Genomic DNA, 20,771 nt, shown 5'->3' with positions numbered 1-20,771 from the left:
GGGCGATAGGGGGTGGGTGGTACTGGTTTGTTCAGCCTCTGCGGGGCGGTGGGGGCTTGTCGCGCAGTTCCCCGCGCCCCTGGAGGGCGGCTCCGCCTGCCCTCACCGCGAAGATCGTTGTGTCGTCTGCCATGTGGGGTGTGTGGTGGAGGGTGCCTTCGCGGATCAGTTCCACCAGGCGGTGGGGGTGGGCGGTGGTGGGGTCGGTGGTGACGGCTTGGGTCACGCGGTCGTGGAGGGGGAAGAAGACGCCGTCTGCGTCGCGGGCCTCGGTGACGCCGTCGGTGACGAGGAGGAGGGTCTCGTCGGCGGCGAGGGGGACCCTGCGGACGGGCGGGACGCCCGCGCCGGACCCGGCCAGCGCGGAGAGACCGAGCGGGAGCCCGTCGCCGGGCGGCAGGACGCGTACGCCGCGCGGGCCCGCCACCAGTGGGGGTTCATGCCCGAAGTTGACGACCTCGATGTGGCCCGCAGGGGCGCCCGGGGGCGGGAAGGCGACCAGGACCGCGGTCGCGAAGCGCTCCACGCCCCGGGCCGGGTCGCCGTCCAGGTCCTCGCCGAGGTCCGTGACGTACTGGCGGTGACGGCCCATCCGTACCTCCAGCCGTTCGGCGACGACGGTCAGGGAGGCCTCGTGGTACGCGGACTCGCGGAACGTGCCCAGCAGGGCGGCGGCCGCCGCGACCGCGGGCAGGCCCTTGCCCTGGACGTCCCCGAGGAGGACCCGGGTGCCGTGCGGGCCCGGCTGGATGTCGTAGAAGTCGCCGCCGACGCGGGCCTCGCTGTCGGCGGCGAGGTACACGGCCGCGTGGTCGAGGCCGCCCCACGGGGTGGGCAGGGGGCGCAGCACGGTACGGCGGGTCGTGTCTGCCACGTCCCGCATGTGCAGCATCCGCCGTTCCTCCCGGACCCGTACGGCGCAGGCCAGGGTCGCCAGGGCGCCGCCCATGGCGACCAGGATGAAGTCCGGCAGGCCGGTCTGGTCCTGGTGCGGCCAGGAGGCGTCGACCTCGATGTAGGCGAGGAGGGCGAGCACGGCGAAGGCGGCCGTTCCGCGGACGCCGCAGATCGCTGCCGCGATGCCGGGTACGAGGACGATCCAGGAGATGACCCTGAACTCGCCGGAGGTGTTCCAGTCGACCACCGCGATGGCCACGAGCAGGAGGAGGGGCGGTACCCAGGCCACACTGCGGCCGCGTACCCGGAGAAGCTGCTGCCGCCGGGCGCGGCTGCCCGGATCCGCGCCGCTCACGCCCCCAGCGAAGCACGCCCGGGTGCTTGGCGCACGCCGACTCTTCTACTTGGCTGCCGCCGGCTCGTTTTCGGGTGCGAGCCCGGCGGGGGTTGCTCGCGCAGTTCCCCGCGCCCCTGAATGACGGGGCCGCGCCCCTGGCTTTTGTCTTTTAAGGGGCGCGGGGAACTGCGCGCTCAGCCAAAACGAACCCGCACACGACACACAACTTGCCAGGGCTCCCCCGCAGGTGTGCTCTGGAAGGCAGGGGCGAAAGAGAGGAGTGCCCGATGACTCACGCGGCACCCGCACCACATCGCACACCCACCGCCACAAAAACGATGGCGGCCTCCGCGAAACTCGCGATCCCGGCGCTCGGCGGCATCGTCTACGGCTTCTGGACCTCCGGCATCGACCGCCACTCCGGCCCGATCACCGGCTGGAACGCCCTCCTGGGCGTCGTCTCGGCGATCGTGTTCGCCGCGGTCGCCCACGGCATCCACACCGTCGCCCCACGCCTCCCCCGGGAGGCCAGGGCCCTCGCGTGGGCGGTGTTCGCGGGCATCGCGTTCGGCTTCCTCCACAGCCTCACGGACGCCAGCGTCCTCAAGTCCTCGGGCATCTCCCTCGTGATCGCCGCGGGCGTGTTCGCGACGGTGTTCTACCGCTACTACACGACCGAGGACTGAACCGGCGAACAACGAACACGACATACAGCGGCCTGTGCCCGTCGGCACAGGCCGCTGTATGTGTCCGGGTGGCCCGGGCCTCACCCACATCTCCCCGTCCCGGGCCACCCGTTCTCCTCGGACTCACCGCCCGCCGGGCACCCACTCCCAGCCCGAGCCCGAGGCGTCCCAGGAGCCGGAGAAGCTCCAGCTCCACGAACCGGACGCGCTCCAGGAGCCGGAGGAGCTCCAGGAACCGTCGTCGCAGCCGTTGCAGCCCCCCGAACCGTCGTGCCACCGGTCCTTCCAGACCCCCTCGCAGGGGTCGGAGCACCGCGGCACCCCCGCCCCGCCGAGGTCCACGAACGCGGCGCTCGCCCAGGCACGCGCCCCGACGAGCCAGTACCAGTGGGGGTTGCCGAACACGTGCGAGCCCCGCGCCACGCAGGCGACCCGGTCCTGGCTGCCCGGCGAGAGCCGCCCGAGCACGGCCGAGCCGGTGTCGGGATGGGCCCGTACGTTCAGGTCGCCGCGGGAGACGACGGTGCCCCACACCGGATCCTCCGAGCCACCGCTCCCGGGCCTGCCCGCCGCCGAACCACCGGAAGCCGTTCCACCCGCCGCCGTACCGCCCACCGTCGCCGCACCGGCGGAAGCCGTACCGGCAAAGGCCGTACCCGCGGCGGCCGCCGTCAGCACACCGCCGCTGACCAGGGCGATCGCAAGGGTTCGCAGGGCCGGAGTGATGCCCATGATCGGCCTCCTTCTCCCCGCCTCCGTCCCCAGAACCAGGAAACACCCGTTCGGGTGAACCCTCCACCGGAGCCCGGGGAGGACGACGGAGAAAACTCCTGTCGCCCCGCCGATGAGTTTTCGTGCGCCGCAGGGTCTGCATCTCGAGACCGATCGAGGACTGCGTCGACAGACCGATGCTCTTCGAGGCCGGCGGACGCACCCTTGAAGAGCTACGGATGCGACGCGAGTGCACTCGAAGACTCGAAGACCTCGAACACCACGAGCAAACCGAGAGAACGACGCGGATGGGCGGACCGACATGACGAGCAAGAACCGCACCGACCAATGGGCCGGGCCGGCCATCGAGACCGCGGGTCTGGTGAAGACCTTCGGCGACAACCGCGCCGTCGACGGCGTGGACCTGCGCATCGAGGCCGGCACGGTGTACGGCCTGCTCGGTCCGAACGGAGCCGGCAAGACCACCACCGTGCGCATGCTGGCGACCCTGCTGCGCCCCGACGGGGGCGAGGCCCACGTCTTCGGCCACGACGTCGTACGGGAGGCGGACGCCGTACGGACCAGGGTGAGCCTCACCGGGCAGTACGCCTCGGTGGACGAGGACCTGACGGGCACGGAGAACCTCGTGCTGCTGGCCCGGCTGACGGGCCACAGCAAGAAGGCCTCGTACGACCGAGCGGCGCAACTCCTCGACGCCTTCGGCCTGTCGGAGGCGGCGGCCCGCCAGGTGAAGAACTACTCGGGCGGTATGCGGCGCCGTATCGACATCGCCGCGTCCATCCTCAACACCCCCGACCTGCTGTTCCTGGACGAGCCGACGACGGGTCTCGACCCGCGCAGCCGCAACCAGGTGTGGGAGATCGTGCGGGCGGTCGTCGCCCAGGGGACCACGGTCCTGCTCACCACCCAGTACCTGGACGAGGCCGACCAGCTGGCGTCCCGGATCGCCGTCATCGACAAGGGCAAGGTCATCGCCGAGGGCACCAAGGGCGAGCTGAAGGCGTCGGTCGGCGCGGGAGCCGTGCACGTACGGCTGCGGGACGCGCACCAGCGGCCGGACGCCGAGCGGCTGCTGCGGCAGGCCCTCGACGCGGACGTCCAGCTGGAGCCGGACCCGGTGGCGCTGACCGCCCGGGTCGGCAACGGCTCCGCATGGGGGTCCCCCCAGACGGAGTCTGGGGGAGGGGCCGGGGCCGCCGAGAAGGCGTCCCGCGCCCTCGCCGAGCTGGCCCACGCGGGCATCACCGTCGACAACTTCTCCCTGGGCCAGCCGAGCCTGGACGAGGTGTTCCTCGCCCTCACCGGCAAGTCCGACCACGCAGAGACGTCATCGCAGACGAAGCAGCAGACGAAAGAGGCCACGGCATGAGCACCGCGACCCAGACCACCGAAGCCGCCGACCTCGCGCCGGTCAGTACCGAGAGCCTGGCCGCGCTGCTCGTCGCCACCGAGCGCCCGCCGCGGCCGAACGCGATCCAGACGTCGCTTACCTTCGGCTGGCGGGCGATGCTCAAGATCAAGCACGTTCCCGAGCAGCTGTTCGACGTGACGGCGTTCCCGATCATGCTGGTGCTGATGTACACGTATCTGTTCGGCGGGGCCCTGGCGGGCTCCCCGAGGGAGTACATCCAGTACCTGCTGCCCGGCATCCTCGTCATGTCCGTCACCATGATCACGATGTACACGGGCCTGGCGGTCAACATCGACATCGAGAAGGGTGTCTTCGACCGCTTCCGCTCGCTGCCCATCTGGCGTCCGTCGACGCTGGTCGGCTATCTGCTCGGGGACGCCCTGCGCTACGCGATGGCGTCGGTCGTGATGCTGTCGGTGGGCCTGATCATGGGCTTCCGCCCGGACGGCGGCGTCCAGGGAGTGCTCGGAGGGGTGCTCCTCCTGATCATCTTCTCCTTCGCCTTCTCCTGGGTGTGGACCATGTTCGGCCTGCTGCTGCGCACGGAGAAGTCGGTCATGGGCGTCAGCATGATGATCCTGTTCCCGCTGACCTTCCTGAGCGACATCTTCGTCCGCCCCGAGACGATGCCGGGCTGGCTGCAGGCCTTCGTCAACAACAACCCGATCACGCATCTGTCCTCGGCGGTGCGCGGTCTGATGGACGGCTCCTGGCCTGCCGCGGAGATCGCGTGGTCGCTGGGCTGGGCCGGACTGTTCGTCGCGGTCTTCGGCCCGGTCACGATGCGGCTCTACAACCGCAAGTAGCGCGTTTCCACCACCACACGCTCTCCCGGGGGCCCGGACGGTCGCCGTCCGTCCCCCGGAAGAACGCAATCCAGGCCCGGATGCAGTCACCCCGGCCGTGCCCGATGGCGGGGCGCGCGGCCGGGGTTCTTCCTTGAGGGGTGCGGAAAGTCCTCTCGGCGGTGCTGATCGTGCTCGCCTGCGTCCTCGTGCCGCTGGGCGGGCTTTCGGCATGGGCGAAGTACGAGATCGGCGACACCGGACGGTACGTCGACACGATGGCGCCGCTCGCCGCCGGGCCCGACGTGCAGAGCGCGATCGCCGACTCGGTCACCGACGGGGTCATGAACCAGATCGAGGTCGGACCGCTGGAGGGCGAGGTCCGCGCGTACGTACGCAGGGCGGTGCGGTCCTTCACCGGTACGGAGGCCTTCCGCGCGGCCTGGAACACGGCGAACCGGGCCGCGCACGACGCCGTCCTGCGGGCCCTGCGCAGCGGCCGCGAGGGCGCCGTCACCCTCGATCTGGCACCCGTCACCCAGCAGCTGAAGTCCCAGCTGTCCTACGACCGGGTGCCGTTGGCGAACCGCATCCCCATCGAGCACACCGAGATCACGGTCCTCGAGGCCCAGGAGCTGAGCACGCTCCGGAAGGGGTTCCACGTGCTGGAGATCGCGGGCTTCTGGCTCCCGCTCGCGGCGGTCGCCCTGGCCGTCGGCGGCATCCTGCTGGCCGTACGCCGCCGCCAGGCCGTCACGGCCACGGCACTCGGCATGGCCCTGGGCGCCGCGCTGCTGGCCCTCGCCACGGTCATCGGCCGCGCCCTGACGCTCGCCGACCTCCCCACCCATGTCTCCCGGGCGGCGGCCGGCACCGTCTACGACGCCCTGACCTCGACACTTCGCACGGCCACCTGGTTCATCCTGGCCCTCGGCCTGACCGTCGCCGCCGCGACCTGGTTCATGGACCACCACGCGCGACGTCGCGCAGCGTCCGCAGCGCCTGCCCCAGCACCGGCACCGGAACCGACGCGAGCCCGAGCCTGACGGCGTCCGGTGCCCCCTGCTCCCCCACCGCGAAGGCGGACCCCGGCGTGACCGCGATCCCGCGCGCCGCCGCGGCCGCCGTGAAGGTGTCCGCGCGCCACGGCGACGGCAGCTCCCACCAGGCGTAGTACGCGGACGGATCGGCGCGTACGTCGAATCCGTCGAGCAGTTCCGCGACGACCCGCTGCCGCCGGGCTGCGTCCGCCCGCCGGTCGGCGACCAGCCGGTCCACGACCCCGTCCTGGATCCACCGGGTCCCCGCCTCCAGCGCGAACCGTCCCGCCGTCCACCCGCCCGACCGCAGCGCCCCCGCCGCCGCCTCGGCACGCCCCTCGGGCACGACGAGAAAACCGACGGTCAGCCCGGGCGCGACCCGCTTGGACAGTCCGTCGACGACATGGACGCCCTCGGGGGCGTACGCGGCGAACGGCACGCCCTCCTCGTGCAGGAACGACCAGATCCGGTCCTCCACGACCGGCAGTCCCAACTCTCTTACGACCTCGGCGAGTTCACGCTTGCGCGCGTCACCCATCGTGGCCGAGGTGGGATTGTGCAGGGTCGGCTGGACGTAGAGGGCGGCGAGCGGCGCGGAGTGGTGGGCGGCGGCGACGGCCCCGGGCAGCAGCCCTTCCCTGTCCGTCTCCAGCGGTACGAGTGTGCATCCGATCCGCGTCGCGATCTCCTTGACCAGCGGATACGTCAGCGCCTCGACCCCGACGCGCCCGCCGGGCCGTACCAGCGAGGCGAGCGCGCCCGCGATGGCCTGCCGGGCGTTCCCGGCGAAGAGGAGCTGCTCCGGGTGGGGCCGCCACCCCGATCCGGACAGCAGCCCGGCGACGGCCTCGCGCGCGGCGGCGGTCCCGGTGGCGGGCACCGCACGGGTCGCCTCCCCCAGCACATCGGCCCGCAGCAGCGGCACGAGTCCGCCGGCCAGCAGCTCCGACTGCCCTTCCACGGACGGGTAGTTGAGCTCCAGATTGACCGCCGCCGTGGTCGCCGGCTCGGCCAGCGCCCGCCCCGACGGCACCGGCGCCGCCCGTACGAACGTGCCGCGCCCGACCTCCCCGACGACCAGGCCCCGCCGCACCAGCTCCCCGTACACGCGCCCGGCGGTGGACCCCGCGATGCGCCGCCGCCGGGCGAACACCCGCTGCGGCGGCAGCCGTTCACCGGCCTTCAGCCGTCCCGTGAGGATCTCCTCGGCCAGCCGGTCGGCGATACGCCGATAGTCCTCCACGCCACCCCTCCCTGGATTGCACCGAGGGCAAAGATCTTATTGCACCGAGGAGTTCCCTGAATCTAGGGTCCTGAACATGGCTCCCTTCCTCCTGTACGAGGACAAAGGCGCGCATGCCTCAACCTCCGTGCCCCTTGTCCTGATCCACGGCCACCCCTTCGACCGCACCATGTGGGCCCCGCAGCTCGCCGCCTTCTCCCCGGACCGCCGGGTGATCGCCCCCGACCTGCGCGGTTACGGCAGTTCCCCGGTGGTCCCCGGGGTGACCCCGCTCGCCACCTTCGCCGAGGACATCGCGGCCCTCCTCGACGACCTGGACGTACGCGAGTTCGCGCTGGCCGGGCTTTCCATGGGCGGCCAGATCGTCATGGAGTGCTACCGGCAGTTCCCCGAGCGCGTCCGGGCGCTGGTCCTGGCCGACACGTTCCCGGCGGCCGAGACCCCGGCCGGCAAGAAGTCCCGCAACGACATGGCCGACCGCCTCCTCCGCGAGGGCATGCGCCCGTACGCCGACGAGGTCCTGCACAAGATGGTCGCCCCGTACGCCCACCCTGATGTGGCGGCCCACGTGCACCGCATGATGACGGCCACGTCCCCCGAGGGCGCGGCCGCTGCCCTGCGGGGGCGGGCGGAACGCCCCGACTATCGCGAGCTGCTGACCCGCGTCACGGTTCCGACGCTCGTGGTCGTCGGCGAGGACGACGAGTACACGCCCGTGGCGGACGCGCGCGCCATGCACGCGGCGATCCCGGGCTCCGCGCTCCGGGTCGTGCCGCGGGCGGCACACATGCCGAACCTTGAACAGCCCGAGCAGTTCAATGCGGCCCTGGCCGCGCTTCTGCGTCGTCTTTGAGTGCGGGTGCGTGGGGGTTGCTCGCGCAGTTCCCCGCGCCCCTAAAGACAAAAAGCCAGGGGCGCAGCCCCGCTTTTTCAGGGGCGCGGGGAACTGCGCGACCAGCCCCCACCGGGCCCGCACCCGGCAGCAGTCCTCAACCGTCCCCCCACATCCTCCGTCTTTAAGGGAGGATCCAGCAGACGGAAGGGGGCGGACTTGCGCAACGCGACGGCCGAGGCGGACGAGTGGACGGACGACGCCCCCGTGGAACGCCGCGGCGGCACCCGGGCCGGCGCCTGGTTCGCCGCACTGCTGCTCACCGGCGTGAGCACAGTCGTCGGGTGCCGCATCGCGGACACCGACGGCATCACCCCCGTACCCCAACTGCTCGCGTTCCTGCCCTGGCTCCTCGCCCCCACCGCCGTCGCCCTCCTCTTCGCCGCCCTCTCCCGCTGGCGCCTCGGCCTCGTCTGGAGCGTGGCCGTGCTCGCCGCGCTCGCCTGGTACATCGAGCCGTACGGAAAGAGCTCGCAGCCCGATGGCGCCCCGGTCGCCGAACTCCGCGTACTCACCTCGAACGTCGAGTTCGGCCAGGCCACGGACGGACTCATCGACGCGATCAGGGACCAGCGGCCCGACCTCGTCTTCGTCCAGGAATGCGAGTACACGTGCGAGGAGAAGCTGGAGCAGGCCTTCGGAAAGGCCACGGAGGACAAGGCCACGGGAGACGAAGGAGAAGGCGGAGAGGGCCGCGCGGACAGCGGGAGCGGTGCCGTGGGCAAGGGCTCGTACCCCTACAGGCAGGCGGTCGAAGGCGCCGGGTCCGACGGTTCGGTGATCCTCAGCCGCCATCCCCTCAAGCCTGCCGCGGGCATCCCCGCCACCATGGGCATGCCCGGTGCCACGGCCGATGTGAAGGGCAACGAGATCCGGCTCCAGCTGGCCCACCCCATGCCCCCGCTGCCGACGCACCTGTCCACCTGGCGCGAGGAGCTGTCCGACCTCCGCGACTACGCGAACGCGAACCGCACCCGGCCCACGGTCCTCGCGGGCGACTTCAACGCCTCCCAGGACCACGCGGCCTTCCGGCGCATCCTGGACGCCGGGTTCGGGGACGCCGCCCGTCTCACCGGCGACGCCCGCACACCGAGCTGGCCGGCCAGAACGGCCCCGCCCCTCGGCGCCCAGATCGACCACGTCCTGGTGTCCCGGGACTTCTCGGCGAACAGGGCCCGTTTCCTGGACCTCGGAGACACGGACCACCGGACGCTCGTCGTGGATCTGACCCTCTTCAAGAGCACGTAGGGGCAGGGAAGGAAAAGGAGGCGGGGCAGGGGGAGAAAAGGCGACGCGGGCCGCCCCTGTGCAGGAGGGACGGCCCACGTCAGTGGGGGGTGGGTGGTGCATCCAGGGGGACCTACCGGTCCTGATTCACCTTCGCCAGTGCCTTCGCGAGGCCGTTGATCCACAGCTGGTCGACGCGGGCCCGCTCGGCCGCGTTCGGGTTCGCGTTCGTGCAGGACGTGCCGGGCCCGCCGCCCGACATCAGCTCGCTGCAGGGCCCGCTGTAGTGGTCGGGCAGCCCGAGCACGTGCCCGGTCTCGTGGGCGGTCACGCGCGTGGAGTCGTACTGCTGGTTCTGCCTGTAGTCGAGGAATATGTAGCCCCGCCCGTGCCCGTCCGTGGACGCGTACGAACCGCGCGAGTCGTTCCCCTCGCGGTACGTGAAACTCGCGCCGCTGGTGCCGGCCTGGAGCTTGACGTTCGAGACGGAGCTGTTCCAGATCGACGTACTGCGGGCTATCTGGGCGCTGAAGGTCGGCGCGGCCGAGGCGTTGTAGACCACGGTGACAGCGGCGGCGGATGTCGGGTTCGCGGCGCGCTTCTCGGCCACGGACTTCAGCACCGCGTCGAAGAACGCCTTGTTGGCCTTGGCCTCCTCGCCGGAACCGTTGTAGCCCGCGAAGGGCGCGGCCGGGGCCACGGGCGCGGGCGCCGCGGAGGCCGGGACGGCCCCGAGCACGGCGGCCGTGAGACCGAGCCCGACCGCGGCCGAGAGAACGGGCGTGGACAGACGGGTGGACAGTCGCATCGATGACTCCTTGAGTGGGGGGTGAAGTCGTCATCGGTGAGTGTCTGTGCCTGTGGGACGGCTGTGATGATGGCAATCGGAGATAGGACCCAGCTATCACCCGGTCATTAACGATCACCAACAGTCGACTACTGATCATTTACCGATCGGTATCCGACCCAACTCGCCCCCTTCGGTTGGGGTTTGTGCGTCTGGTGCGGCTCGTGTGACCGTCCTAGGCTCGCCGCATGGAGCTCGAGGTGAGGCACCTCCGCGCACTGTGCGCCATCGCCGACACCGGCAGCCTGCACCGGGCGGCCCGGCAACTCGGCGTGGCCCAGCCCTCGTTGAGCACCCAGCTCAAGCGCATCGAGCAGGAGCTCGGCGGGCCGCTCTTCCTCCGCGAACGCACCGGCTGCCGGCCGACCCCGCTCGGCCGTATCGTCCTGGGCCGCGCCCGCCCGCTGGTGGCCGAAATGCGTGCCCTGGTCGCGGAGGCGCGGGCCGCCGCGACGGACGACGACGGCCCCCAGCTCCGGATCGGCTCCACCGCGAGCCGCGCCCTCGCGGGCTGGCTGCGCCGGCTGCGCGCGCGGCAGCGGGAGCCGGTCCTGCAGATGGACGTCTCCCCGAACGCGCTGCTGCGCATGCTCGCCGACGGGCGGCTCGACGTCGCCTACGTGCACGAGGTGGAGGGCTGTCCGCTGCGGGTGCCTGAGGGGCTCGCCCTGCGCGTCCTCGTCGAACGCGAACCGCAGTTCGTCTCCCTGCCCGCCGACCATCCGGCCGCCGCGCACGCCGAGGTCCAGCTCTCCGACCTGGCCGAGGACCGCTGGATGATCGATCCCACGGTGGACGGCGAGTGGGACGCGGTCCATCGGATGCTGCGGGCCGCGGGGCTCAATCCCCGTGTGCTGCACGGGGATTACCACACGGCCGCGTCACTCGTCTCGACCGGTGAGGTCGTCACGGTGTGCCAGCCGACGTGTCAGCCCGGGCCGGCGATGGCCGTCCGGCGGATTCAGGGGGATCCGCTGGGTGTGCGGCTGTTGCTCGCGGCGCGTACGGAGGGGGAGTTGGACTCTGTGTTTCCCGGGCTGTGGGAGGCGTATGCGGAGGTTGCCCGGGAGGCGCCGGGGTATCGGGAGTGGCTGGATCGGGTGGGTGTCTGAGGGGTGACTGCCGCCGGGTCGTGTGTCGGGTGCGGGTTCGGTGGGGGCTGGTCGCGCAGTTCCCCGCGCCCCTAAAAGACAAAGGCAAAGGTAAAGACAAAGACCAAAGCAACAGGGGTGCCCTCTTCCTGGAGAGGGCACCCCTGTTGTGGATCAGGTGCCGATGTCGCAGCCGTCCTTGCGCCAGACCGCCACCACTGCCGGGCGGACCATCTTGCCGGGACCGTCGGGCCAGATGCTGGCGGGGTTCTCGACGGTCGCGCCGGTGATCTCGCCCGGGTGCTGGACCGCCACGAGGACGCGGCGGTCCTGGACGATGGGGCCGCAGGTCTCGGCGCCCTTCGGCACGGTCAGGAACTGCTTCAGCTCACCGCGCCGGTCGCCCTTCGTCGCCACGCCGAACAGGCCGTCGTGGGAGCCGAGCTGGGCGCCGTCCGTGGAGATCCACAGGTTGCCGTGCGGGTCGAAGGCCACGTTGTCCGGGCAGGAGATCTGGCTGACCTTGTCCTTCGGGAAGCCGGCGAAGTACGTGGCCGGGTCCTTCGGGTCGCCCGCGACGAGGAACAGCGACCAGGCGAAGGTCGTGGCGTCGGCGCGGTTGCGGCGCTCGGTGAGCTCCAGGATGTGCCCGTGCTTGTTGGCGTTGCGCGGGTTGGCCTCGTCGGCCTTGGCGTTGGAGCCGACACCGCGGTTGGTGTTGTTGGTGAGGGCGACGTAGACCTTGCCGGTGTGCGGCGAGGGCTGGATGTCCTCGGGGCGGTCCATCTTCGTGGCGCCCACCTTGTCACCGGCGAGGCGCGTGAAGACGTACACCTCCTCGGCGGTCATGCCCTCGACGTGCGAGACGGCGCCCTTGGCGGTGGCGGTGGCCAGCGGGATCCACGTACCGCTGCCGTCGAACTCGCCGTCCGCCGGGAGCTTGCCCGTGCCGTCGATCTCGGTCGCCGGGGAGTCGCCGGTGAGCTTGGCGACGTACAGGGTGCCCTCGTCGAGGAGGGTCAGGTTGTGCTCGCGGGCGGAGCGGCTGTTGCCGTGGCGCATCCGCTTGCTGCCGACGAACTTGTACATGTAGTCGAAGCGCTCGTCGTCGCCGGAGTAGGCGACCGGGCGGCCGTCGTCGGTGAGGCGGATGGTCGCGCCCTCGTGCTTGAACCGGCCGAGCGCGGTGCGCTTGCGGGGCGTCGAGGTGGGGTCGTACGGGTCCAGCTCGACGATGTAGCCGAAGCGGTGCACCTCGTTCGGCTCCTGGGCGACGTCGAAGCGCTTGTCGAAACGCTCCCACTTGCGCTCGGTGGCGCCGGTGCCGATGCCGTAGCGCGCGTCCGTGGGACGGCTCGCGTTGGCGAAGTACTGGTTGAAGTTCTCCTCGCCGTGCAGCGTGGTGCCCCAGGGGGTCTCGCCGCCGGCGCAGTTGTTGAGCGTGCCGAGGACCTTCTTGCCGGTCGGGTCGGCGGAGGTCTTGAGGAGGTTCGAGCCGGCCGCCGGACCGGTCACCCGGAACTCGGTGGTCGCGGTGACGCGGCGGTTGAGGTGGTGGCGGGGCACGGCGGTGAGCCTGCCGCTCTTCCGGTCCTCCTCGACCACGACGACGCCCAGACCGTGGGCGGCCCAGGCGACCTCCACCTGCTCGCGGGTGGGGTTGGCGGCGTCGTAACCCTTGAACATCAGGATTTCGTCCGTGTACTCGTGGTTCGCCACGAGCAGCTGGCGGCCGCGCTCGCCCCGCAGCGGGAGCAGGGCGAGGAAGTCGCAGTTGTAGCCGAACTGGCCGGCCTGCGCCTGGGCGGTCTGCCTGTTCGGGTCGAAGGCCGGGGCACCGCGCAGGATGGGCTCGCCCCAGCGGATGACGACGTTCTGGCCGTAGCCCTCGGGGACGGTCACGGCGTCGGCGGTGTTCGGCGCGACGGGCGTGAAGCGGAGGCCGCGGGCGGCCTTGCCGCCGGTGAAGGCGGCGGGCGTGCCCTCGGGCGCCTGGGCGGCGGCCGGGGTCGCGCCCGCGCCGACGACCGCGCCCCCGGCGGCCGCGGTGACGGTCACGGCGGCCGCCGCGCGCATCATGGAACGGCGGCTGAGCGCTCCGGCGATGACGTCGCCGACGTATTCGTTGGCGCTGGTGTTGGGCGCCGGGTGGAAGCAGGCGTCACCACAGCGGAACCGACAGGTCATCTCAGAACGACCGCCCGGGTGTGAGCCGGTCGAGCCGATCAACGGCAGCAGGTTGCGCACGTTCCCTCCCCTATGTCTGTGTCGGGCGTGACGCTATGGGCACGCCCGTTCGTGGGCGCAGCCAAGAGGTGAACGGCGGGTGAACCCCCGGAGTCCGCAGGGGAGTCGAGGCAAAGGGAAGGTAAGGGGAACCTAACTTGGGGGCCATAATCGACCCTGCCCAAGATCTCCAAATCCTGCGGCTAACCTTACGTGTCCGTCCTGGCCAGGGATTGACGGAACCAACTCATGCGAAGGGTTGCGCACATGGGCATTCTCACCCGCCTGCGGAATGCGTTCGGAAAGTCACGCAAGGGGGACGCTGCCGCTGCTGCCGCCACCCCTGCCGCCGAGCCGAGCGTGCCGGCGGCCCGACAGGAGACGGCTCCCGAGCCGGTGCCTACAGCGGCCGAGCCGCAGGTCACCGTGCCGGCCCCCGCCACCGAGCCCAAGGCACCAAAGGCCTCGGTGGTGGACGAACTGGTTTCAGCGGCCTTCGACAATGTGACGGTCCCAAAGCAGACGTCTCCAACGGCAGAACCGGAAACGAAGGCCGAGCCAACCGAAAAGGCAAAGCCCGAGCCGACGGCTGAGCCTGTCGCTGAGGCCGAGCCCGTGGCAGAGCCGCCGGTCGAGGCCGAGCCGGTCGCCGAGCCGACAGCCAAGGCCGAGCCGGTCATCGAGCCCGAGCCGGTGGTTGAGGCTGAGCCGGTGGCAGAAGCCGAGCCGGTCGTCGAGACCAAGCCCGAGCCGTCGACGAAGGCCGAGCCGGTCGTGGAGGCGGAGGCTGAGCCGGTCGTCGAGGCCGAGGCCGTCGTCGAGCCTGAGCCGGTCGCGGAAGTCAAGGCCGAGCCCGTGGCTGAGCCCGAGCCGATCGTCGCGCCCGAGGCTGAGGCCGAGGTGAAGCCTGAGTCCGTCGTGGAGGCAGAGGCCGAGGTGGAGGCCAAGGCCGAGCCCGCGGTTGACGCCGAGCCGGAGGCCGAGGTCGAGGCTGAGCCCATCGCCGAACCCGAGCCGGAGCCCGTCGTCGCCGACGTGACCCCGGAGCCCGAGCCGGTCGTCGAGCCCGAACCCGAGTCCGTGGTTGTCGAGGCCGTCCCCGAGGCGGAGCCCGTGGTTGCCGAGATCACCCCCGAGCCCGTCGCCGTGCAGGCGGACGAGCCCGCGGTCGCCGACGGCGAGGACGCCCCACAGGGGCCACCCGCAGTCGACGACGAAAGCGTCACGGGCGGTGCGGGTGGGAACGACAACCCGGCCGGAGGCCGGGTGCACCACGACGAGCCGGCACCCGAGGTCACCGCCGAGCCCACCCCGGCCCCCCTCCCGGCGGAGCCCATCGGCGGTGCGGGTGGGAAAACGGATGCGGACGAAGGCGAAGCCGAGTCCGAGGAGGCGGCCCCCGCCACCACCCTCACCACGCTAAAGACCTGCGCCCCCGGCCTCACCACCGCCTACAACGCCGCCGCCACCACCCTCACCAAGAACAACCTCACCGGCACCCGAGCCAAGGTCTACCTCGTCCTGGACCGCTCCGCGAGCATGCGCCCGTACTACAAGGACGGCTCCGCCCAGGCCCTCGGCGAGCAGACCCTCGCCCTGGCCGCCCACCTGGACCCCACCGCCACGGTCCACGTCGTCTTCTTCTCCACCGAACTGGACGGCACCGGCGAACTCGCCCTCACCGACCACGAGAACAAGATCGACGAACTCCACGCGGGCCTCGGCCGCATGGGACGTACGAGCTACCACGCCGCCGTACAGGAAGTCCTCACCCACCACGAGAAGTCGGACGCCCCCACCGCCCCGGCCCTCGTGATCTTCCAGACGGACGGCGCCCCGGACGCCAAGACCCCCGCGACCCAGTCCCTCACGGACGCGGCGAAGAACCACCCCGGCGTCTTCTTCTCGTTCGTCGCGTTCGGCGAGCAGGACAACAAGGCCTTCGACTACCTCCGCAAGCTCAAGACGGACAACACCGCCTTCTTCCACGCGGGCCCGACCCCGCGCGAGCTCACGGACACGGAGGTCTACGAGGGCGTACTGGCGAACTGGCGCCCGTAGACCCACGTAACCCCACAGGAACAACCACCGGGCCGCCCGCTTCTCACCCCATAAAAGGGGGAGCGGGCGGCCCACCCATGTCGGCTACGATTTCAAGGTTCGTAAGACGGTCGACGATCGAAGCATCACCCACCGAACCGTCACCCCACGTAACGACCCGGGAGCAGCCCGCAATGGCTCGACACCTCATCACCAGCGCCCTTCCGTACATCAACGGGATCAAGCACCTGGGCAACATGGTGGGGTCCATGCTCCCGGCGGACGTGTACGCCAGGTACCTCCGCCAGCGCGGCCACGACGTCCTCTACATCTGCGCGACGGACGAGCACGGCACCCCGGCCGAACTGGCGGCGAAGGAGAAGGGCCTCCCGGTCGACGAGTTCTGCGCCCAGGCCCATGACGCCCAGAAGGCGGTCTACGACGGCTTCGAGCTGGCCTTCGACTACTTCGGCCGCAGCTCGTCCCCCCAGAACCGCGAGATCACGCAGCACTTCGCCCGCCGCCTGAACGAGAACGGCTTCATCGAAGAGCGCGCGATCCGCCAGGTGTACAGCCCCACCGACGGCCGCTTCCTCCCGGACCGTTACGTGGAGGGCACCTGCCCCCACTGCGGCTACGACAAGGCCCGCGGCGACCAGTGCGAGAACTGCACCCGCGTCCTGGACCCCACCGACCTGATCAACCCCCGCTCGGCGATCTCCGGTTCGACGGAGCTGGAGGTCCGGGAGACGAAGCACCTCTTCCTCCTCCAGTCGAAGCTCCAGCACGAGGTCGAGGAGTGGGTGGCGCGCCACGAGGACGAGTGGCCGCAGCTGGCCTCCTCCATCGCCCGCAAGTGGCTGACCGAGGGCCTGCACGACCGCGCGATCACCCGTGACCTGGACTGGGGCGTCCCGGTCCCGGCGGACACCTGGCCGGAGCTGGCGGCCGAGGGCAAGGTCTTCTACGTCTGGTTCGACGCCCCGATCGAGTACATCGGCGCGACGAAGGAGTGGTCGGACAAGGACCCGGAGAACCGCGACTGGAAGTCCTGGTGGTACGAGGCGGACACGGGCGAGAACCCGGTCCGCTACACGGAGTTCATGGCGAAGGACAACGTCCCGTTCCACACGGTGATGTTCCCCGCCACGGAGCTGGGCGTACGCGAGCCGTGGAAGAAGGTCGACTACGTCAAGGCCTTCAACTGGCTGACGTACTACGGCGGAAAGTTCTCCACGTCCCAGAAGCGCGGTGTCTTCACCGACCACGCCCTGGACATCCTCCCGGCCGACTACTGGCGCTACTTCCTCATCGCCAACGCCCCGGAGTCGGACGACTCGTCGTTCACCTGGGAGCACTTCACCGCCACGGTCAACAAGGACCTCGCCGACACCCTCGGCAACTTCGTCAACCGGGTCCTGTCCTTCTCCAAGAAGCGCTTCGGCGAGGAGGTCCCGGCGGGCGCGGAGGCGGGCGAGCCCGAGACGAAGCTGGGCGAGGAGATCGCGGCCCTGCTCTCGGAGTACGAGACCCAGATGGAGGCCCTCCAGTTCCGCAAGGCCGCGGCCGCGCTGCGCGCCCTGTGGTCGGCCGGCAACTCCTACTTGGAGGAGAAGGCCCCCTGGCTGGAGATCAAGACCAACCCGGACGGCGCGGCCCTCACCCTCCGCGTCGCGATGAACCTCATCCACCTCTACTCGGTCATCTCCGAACCCTTCATCCCGGCCTCCTCCAAGGCGATGCGCTCGGCGTTCGCCCTGCCCGACGACACGGCGACCTGGGTGACGGCGGCCGAGGCCAAGTCCCTGAACTTCCTCCCCGCGGGCACCCCCTTCACGGTTCCCCCGGTCCTCTTCGCCAAGATCACGGACGAGGACCTGGAAACGTACAAGGAGCGCTTCGGCGGCGCACCGGAGTAACCACAGCACGCACGTAGAGGGCGGGGAGGGCGTCGGACGACGCCCTCCCCGCCCTCTACGTCGTTGACGTCAGTACGCCGATCTTGTCGATGCGGTGTTCGGGATTGCCCCGGTCGTCGCGCCAGAAGTTCCCGGCCGCGTTGTCCTCGGGTGTGGCGCACGTGGAGATGGTGATCATGGCCCGGGTGGGGTTCCTGCCCGGGAAGCCCGGGACCGCCGCCCGCTGTTCGGCGAGCGAGCGCTCCGAGCGGAACGAGGTCTCCCTGGTGCCGGTGATCTCGTACTCGTACACCGTGCCGCCGGACGTGACGACGACCGAGTCGCCCTTGTCGAGGGACGGGAGGTCGCGCAGCGGGCCGCCGGCGGAGAGACGGTGGGCCGTCACGAGGTAGTTGCCGACCTCACCGGGCCCGACCCCGCCACGGCTCCCGTACGGGCTGGCTCCGACACCACCGTTCTGGATCCGGGTGCCCGGCCAGTCGTCGGTCGTTCCCTCGTACGGAACCACGCGCAGGTCCTTGAGCCCGATCGCCGGAATGGCGAGCCGGGCGGTCCGGGTCCGGGCATCGCTCTTCTGAGGTGCCGGGCCAGCGGCAGACGGACTCCCGGAGGACGGGCCGGCGGGGGCCGGGCTGGCGGGAGCCGTCGGTACCTGGGCGGTCGCGGGGGTGGTGTCCCGTGGAGGCTTGGCGGAAGTGCCCGTCGGAACCGTCTCGCTGGAACACCCCAGGAGCAGCGCGACAACCGCGCTCGTGAGCGCGCCGGAAAGTGCTCGGGAACGGGACATGGCACTCGTGATCGATAGCCGGGTTCGGGTCGTACCACCACGCGTCGTACCACCACGCATGGCGGCCGCCCCACTCAAGGACAAGAACGGCCGGACCGGCCCAGGCGTTCCCGCGCGACGCGCCGGCAGAACGCTCTGCCTCGCTACTGACCCAGTTCGACTTCGACGGAGATGTGTGGCGCCAGTGCGCGCAGGAGGTCGGAGGCGTCGAAGATCTCGCCCGCGGAGGCGACGCCGACCGTGCGGGTCCGGCCGGTGAGGATGCGGTGGACCGCTTCCACGGCGAGGGGCGCGGTGACCGCGTAGATGTCCTGGCCTCGCGCCACGGCGTGCCGTTCGCTGTCGCCCGAGCGGACGACGACGTCGACGAGGAAGGTCTGGTCGGAGCGGCCGCGCTCGTCGACCGCGGACGGTGCCGGGGTGTCCGGGGCGGCCAGGTCCCCGGCCGCCTCGACCGTCATATAGGTGCGTACCTCGGGGATGGCCAGATGGCTGGGGATCGTGACGACGTCGGCCATCGTGAACTCTCCGATGACCGCCCGGGTGCCCATCGGCTCGGGGAACGACCACTTCAGGGTGGGCAGGGCGTCGCTGTGGTAATCCAGCCGCCCGTTCCTGTAGCGGACGCGTCGCCCGTTGCGCCGCTCCCCGGAGATCCTGCCCGCCTCGCGGGTCCCGGGTGTGGGGTGCCAGCTGTTCAGGCCGTACGCGATGTGCGCCTCGTCGGCCTTCGTCCAGTCGCCCATCGCCGCGGTGACGAGCAGGTCGCCGAGGCCGCCGTAGAAGGCCATCGCGGGGACGATCACCGCTCCGGCGGCACGGGCGCGGTCCGTGAAGTGCGCGAACGTGTCGGCGTTGGCCTCGATCTCGGCCGCGACGTCCACGTACGGGATCCCGGCGCGCAGGGCCGCCTCGATCACGGGCGCGGCGGTCGTGGCGAAGGGCCCGGCGCAGTTGATCACCGCCGCCGTGCCGGCCAGGGCGCGGTCGAGCGAGGCCGCGTCGTCGACCGACGCCGGCCGGACGTCGAGCCCCGGACCGGCCACCGCCGCCAGCTCCCTGAGCCGCCCGGCGTCACGGCCGGAGAGCACGGGCACGAACCCGCGCTCCAGCAGCTGCGCCACCACGAACCGCCCGGTGTGCCCGTACGCGCCGAACACGGCCACCGTCTGCCCCGACCCCGCTTCGAATCTCATACGGACATCCTGTCGAGGGCGTACGCCCCACCGTGAGTGTCCGGAACGCCATGCCCCATACAATTACGGACATGAGCGGGGACATAAGAACGGGCACAGGCACGACCACGGGCACGACCGCAGGCGGGCGCACGGGCGCGCGCACCGTCGCGCTGGCCGTCACCGACGGGATGCTGCACTTCGAGCTGTCCGTGGCGTACGAGGTGTTCGACGCCGCTCCGGTCGGTGTGGCCGGTCCCTGGTACGACGTGGCCGTCTGCGGGTCGGAGGCCGTACAGGTCGGACGGTTCCGGCTGGAGCCCGACCACGGGCTCGACCGGCTCCGCGGCGCCGACACCGTGATCGTCCCCGCCTGGGCGGACGTGGACGAGGAGCCGCCCGCCGATCTGGTCGACGCGGTACGGGCCGCCCATGAGGCGGGCGCGCGGGTGGCCTCCCTCTGTACGGGCGCGTTCGTACTGGCCGCGGCGGGCCTGCTGGACGGACGGCGCGCGACCACGCACTGGGCGCACACCGACGTCCTGGCCGCCCGCCACCCCGAGGTGGAGGTCGACCCGGACGTGCTCTACGTGGACAACGGCAGCGTGCTCACCTCCGCGGGCAAGGCCGCCGCGCTGGACCTGTGCCTGCACCTCGTGCGCCTCGACCGCGGTTCGTCGGTCGCCAACGCCGTCGCCCGCCGTCTGGTCGTGCCGCCGCACCGGGCGGGCGGCCAGGCCCAGTTCGTCGCCGCGCCGGTGCCCGCGCGGGACGACCATCCGCTCTCCGACCTGCTCCCCTGGGCCGTCGACCGACTCGGCCAACCGCTGACCGTGGAGGACCTGGCCCGCCAGGCGCGTATGAGCTCCCGCAACCTGGGCCGCCACTTCCGGGCGGCGACCGGCACCACCCCACTCCAGTGGCTCCTCACCCAACGCATCCGCCGCGCCCAGGAACTCCTGGAAACCACCGACAACAGCATCGACACCATCGCCACGGCCACCGGAATGGGCACCGCCACCACTCTGCGCCGCCACTTCAACCGCACGATCGGCGTCCCTCCGGACACGTACCGCCGCACGTTCCGCGCGGGGACCCCGCGGCCGGAAGGCTGAGCGGTAGGGCGCGCAACGGTCAGGCGGACATGGCCTGCTCGCCGCTCTCGTCGCCTTCCGCACAGGCGGTGACCAGGTCGTCCAGGGACAGGTGCAGCGCGTGGGCCAGGGCGGCCACGGTGAAGAAGGCCGGGGTCGGGGCCCGGCCGGTCTCGATCTTGCGGAGTGTCTCGGCGGACACTCCGGCGGCGGCTGCCACGTCGGCCATGCTGCGGTCGCCGCGGGCCCGGCGGAGCAGGATCCCGAAGCGCTCCCCGCGTCGCCGCTCCTGCGGACTCAAAGGAACTCTCACCATGACCGTGATACTAATACCGGTATAAG

Annotated in this window: 18 protein-coding genes; 10 read left to right on the top strand and 8 right to left on the bottom strand. The window is 71.2% G+C overall.

Features of this window, described 5'->3' with window-relative positions; genetic code table 11:
* Positions 1-31: 31 nt before the first annotated feature.
* A complete protein-coding gene (locus JEQ17_RS24155) occupies positions 32-1,252 on the bottom strand; it encodes a PP2C family protein-serine/threonine phosphatase (protein ID WP_200397166.1) in 1,221 nt (406 codons plus the stop codon).
* A 269-nt stretch (positions 1,253-1,521) separates the two neighbouring features.
* Here JEQ17_RS24155 and JEQ17_RS24150 point away from each other — a divergent pair, with 269 nt between their 5' ends.
* Positions 1,522-1,920 (top strand): hypothetical protein, encoded by a 399-nt coding sequence (locus tag JEQ17_RS24150; RefSeq protein ID WP_234048336.1) that lies wholly within the window; start codon positions 1,522-1,524, stop codon positions 1,918-1,920.
* A 123-nt stretch (positions 1,921-2,043) separates the two neighbouring features.
* Here the strand turns inward: JEQ17_RS24150 and JEQ17_RS24145 are convergent, their stop codons facing one another.
* Positions 2,044-2,652 carry an SH3 domain-containing protein gene (locus tag JEQ17_RS24145; protein ID WP_200397165.1) on the bottom strand — a complete coding sequence of 203 codons (609 nt, stop codon included), beginning with the start codon at positions 2,650-2,652 and terminating at the stop codon, positions 2,044-2,046.
* A gap of 301 nt (positions 2,653-2,953) precedes the next feature.
* On the opposite strand from JEQ17_RS24145, the gene JEQ17_RS24140 reads away from it, so the two are divergent.
* From JEQ17_RS24140 to JEQ17_RS24130, 3 genes are all read left to right on the top strand, one after another.
* Positions 2,954-4,021, top strand: coding sequence for an ATP-binding cassette domain-containing protein (locus JEQ17_RS24140; protein WP_200397164.1), 1,068 nt, complete (start codon positions 2,954-2,956; stop codon positions 4,019-4,021).
* Positions 4,018-4,869, top strand: coding sequence for an ABC transporter permease (locus JEQ17_RS24135; protein WP_200397163.1), 852 nt, complete (start codon positions 4,018-4,020; stop codon positions 4,867-4,869). Before JEQ17_RS24140 ends, JEQ17_RS24135 begins: the two co-directional genes overlap by 4 nt.
* 140 nt (positions 4,870-5,009) lie before the next feature.
* Positions 5,010-5,894 carry a hypothetical protein gene (locus tag JEQ17_RS24130; RefSeq protein WP_234048335.1) on the top strand — a complete coding sequence of 295 codons (885 nt, stop codon included), beginning with the start codon at positions 5,010-5,012 and terminating at the stop codon, positions 5,892-5,894.
* Here JEQ17_RS24130 and JEQ17_RS24125 read toward each other — a convergent pair.
* A complete protein-coding gene (locus JEQ17_RS24125) occupies positions 5,809-7,131 on the bottom strand; it encodes an aminotransferase-like domain-containing protein (RefSeq protein ID WP_200397162.1) in 1,323 nt (440 codons plus the stop codon). The genes JEQ17_RS24130 and JEQ17_RS24125 overlap by 86 nt on opposite strands.
* Before the next feature lie 76 nt (positions 7,132-7,207).
* Here JEQ17_RS24125 and JEQ17_RS24120 point away from each other — a divergent pair, with 76 nt between their 5' ends.
* Together JEQ17_RS24120 and JEQ17_RS24115 are read left to right on the top strand one after the other, a co-directional pair.
* Entirely contained in the window at positions 7,208-7,984 is a 777-nt protein-coding gene (locus JEQ17_RS24120; protein WP_200397161.1) for an alpha/beta fold hydrolase, read from the top strand.
* 198 nt (positions 7,985-8,182) lie between these two features.
* Positions 8,183-9,271, top strand: a complete 1,089-nt coding sequence (locus JEQ17_RS24115; RefSeq protein ID WP_200397160.1) for an endonuclease/exonuclease/phosphatase family protein — start codon at positions 8,183-8,185, stop codon at positions 9,269-9,271.
* Between the two features lie 112 nt (positions 9,272-9,383).
* Here JEQ17_RS24115 and snpA read toward each other — a convergent pair whose 3' ends face one another.
* Positions 9,384-10,058 carry a snapalysin gene (gene snpA / locus JEQ17_RS24110; RefSeq protein WP_200397159.1) on the bottom strand — a complete coding sequence of 225 codons (675 nt, stop codon included), beginning with the start codon at positions 10,056-10,058 and terminating at the stop codon, positions 9,384-9,386.
* Positions 10,059-10,285: 227 nt separating this feature from the next.
* Between snpA and JEQ17_RS24105 the strand changes: the two genes are divergently transcribed.
* Positions 10,286-11,209, top strand: a complete 924-nt coding sequence (locus JEQ17_RS24105; RefSeq protein WP_200397158.1) for a LysR family transcriptional regulator — start codon at positions 10,286-10,288, stop codon at positions 11,207-11,209.
* A 153-nt stretch (positions 11,210-11,362) separates the two neighbouring features.
* Here the strand turns inward: JEQ17_RS24105 and JEQ17_RS24100 are convergent, their stop codons facing one another.
* Positions 11,363-13,435 (bottom strand): PhoX family protein, encoded by a 2,073-nt coding sequence (locus tag JEQ17_RS24100; protein WP_200397157.1) that lies wholly within the window; start codon positions 13,433-13,435, stop codon positions 11,363-11,365.
* Positions 13,436-13,681: 246 nt separating this feature from the next.
* Here JEQ17_RS24100 and JEQ17_RS24095 point away from each other — a divergent pair, with 246 nt between their 5' ends.
* Together JEQ17_RS24095 and metG are read left to right on the top strand one after the other, a co-directional pair.
* On the top strand, positions 13,682-15,475 hold the full coding sequence (locus tag JEQ17_RS24095; protein WP_200397156.1) for a VWA domain-containing protein: 1,794 nt from the start codon (positions 13,682-13,684) through the stop codon (positions 15,473-15,475).
* A gap of 173 nt (positions 15,476-15,648) precedes the next feature.
* The gene (gene metG / locus JEQ17_RS24090; protein ID WP_200397155.1) at positions 15,649-17,373 is read left to right on the top strand and encodes a methionine--tRNA ligase; all 1,725 of its coding nucleotides are present in this window, start codon (positions 15,649-15,651) and stop codon (positions 17,371-17,373) included.
* Positions 17,374-17,428: 55 nt separating this feature from the next.
* On the opposite strand, the gene JEQ17_RS24085 is transcribed toward metG, so the two are convergent.
* Positions 17,429-18,160, bottom strand: coding sequence for a class E sortase (locus JEQ17_RS24085; RefSeq protein WP_200397154.1), 732 nt, complete (start codon positions 18,158-18,160; stop codon positions 17,429-17,431).
* 143 nt (positions 18,161-18,303) lie between these two features.
* Complete coding sequence (locus JEQ17_RS24080) at positions 18,304-19,356, bottom strand: saccharopine dehydrogenase family protein (protein WP_200397153.1); 1,053 nt, start codon at positions 19,354-19,356, stop codon at positions 18,304-18,306.
* 71 nt (positions 19,357-19,427) lie between these two features.
* On the opposite strand from JEQ17_RS24080, the gene JEQ17_RS24075 reads away from it, so the two are divergent.
* Positions 19,428-20,450, top strand: coding sequence for a helix-turn-helix domain-containing protein (locus JEQ17_RS24075; RefSeq protein WP_200397152.1), 1,023 nt, complete (start codon positions 19,428-19,430; stop codon positions 20,448-20,450).
* A 19-nt stretch (positions 20,451-20,469) separates the two neighbouring features.
* Here the strand turns inward: JEQ17_RS24075 and JEQ17_RS24070 are convergent, their stop codons facing one another.
* On the bottom strand, positions 20,470-20,745 hold the full coding sequence (locus tag JEQ17_RS24070; RefSeq protein WP_200397151.1) for a helix-turn-helix domain-containing protein: 276 nt from the start codon (positions 20,743-20,745) through the stop codon (positions 20,470-20,472).
* Positions 20,746-20,771: the final 26 nt, after the last annotated feature.

Origin of the sequence: Streptomyces liliifuscus (assembly GCF_016598615.1) — a bacterium.
GTDB classification, from domain to species: Bacteria; Actinomycetota; Actinomycetes; order Streptomycetales; family Streptomycetaceae; genus Streptomyces; species Streptomyces liliifuscus.
This window is presented reverse-complemented; position numbering and strand designations above follow the sequence as displayed.

Excerpts from the sequence above, each read along its gene's own strand:
- JEQ17_RS24150 (WP_234048336.1), top strand. The coding sequence starts at position 1,522 with ATGACTCACGCGGCACCCGCACCACATCGCACACCCACCGCCACAAAA.
- JEQ17_RS24145 (WP_200397165.1), bottom strand. The coding sequence starts at position 2,652 with ATGGGCATCACTCCGGCCCTGCGAACCCTTGCGATCGCCCTGGTCAGC.
- JEQ17_RS24140 (WP_200397164.1), top strand. The coding sequence starts at position 2,954 with ATGACGAGCAAGAACCGCACCGACCAATGGGCCGGGCCGGCCATCGAG.
- JEQ17_RS24135 (WP_200397163.1), top strand. The coding sequence starts at position 4,018 with ATGAGCACCGCGACCCAGACCACCGAAGCCGCCGACCTCGCGCCGGTC.
- JEQ17_RS24120 (WP_200397161.1), top strand. The coding sequence starts at position 7,208 with ATGGCTCCCTTCCTCCTGTACGAGGACAAAGGCGCGCATGCCTCAACC.
- snpA (WP_200397159.1), bottom strand. The coding sequence starts at position 10,058 with ATGCGACTGTCCACCCGTCTGTCCACGCCCGTTCTCTCGGCCGCGGTC.
- JEQ17_RS24105 (WP_200397158.1), top strand. The coding sequence starts at position 10,286 with ATGGAGCTCGAGGTGAGGCACCTCCGCGCACTGTGCGCCATCGCCGAC.
- JEQ17_RS24095 (WP_200397156.1), top strand. The coding sequence starts at position 13,682 with ATGGGCATTCTCACCCGCCTGCGGAATGCGTTCGGAAAGTCACGCAAG.
- metG (WP_200397155.1), top strand. The coding sequence starts at position 15,649 with ATGGCTCGACACCTCATCACCAGCGCCCTTCCGTACATCAACGGGATC.
- JEQ17_RS24085 (WP_200397154.1), bottom strand. The coding sequence starts at position 18,160 with ATGTCCCGTTCCCGAGCACTTTCCGGCGCGCTCACGAGCGCGGTTGTC.
- JEQ17_RS24080 (WP_200397153.1), bottom strand. The coding sequence starts at position 19,356 with ATGAGATTCGAAGCGGGGTCGGGGCAGACGGTGGCCGTGTTCGGCGCG.
- JEQ17_RS24075 (WP_200397152.1), top strand. The coding sequence starts at position 19,428 with ATGAGCGGGGACATAAGAACGGGCACAGGCACGACCACGGGCACGACC.
- JEQ17_RS24070 (WP_200397151.1), bottom strand. The coding sequence starts at position 20,745 with ATGGTGAGAGTTCCTTTGAGTCCGCAGGAGCGGCGACGCGGGGAGCGC.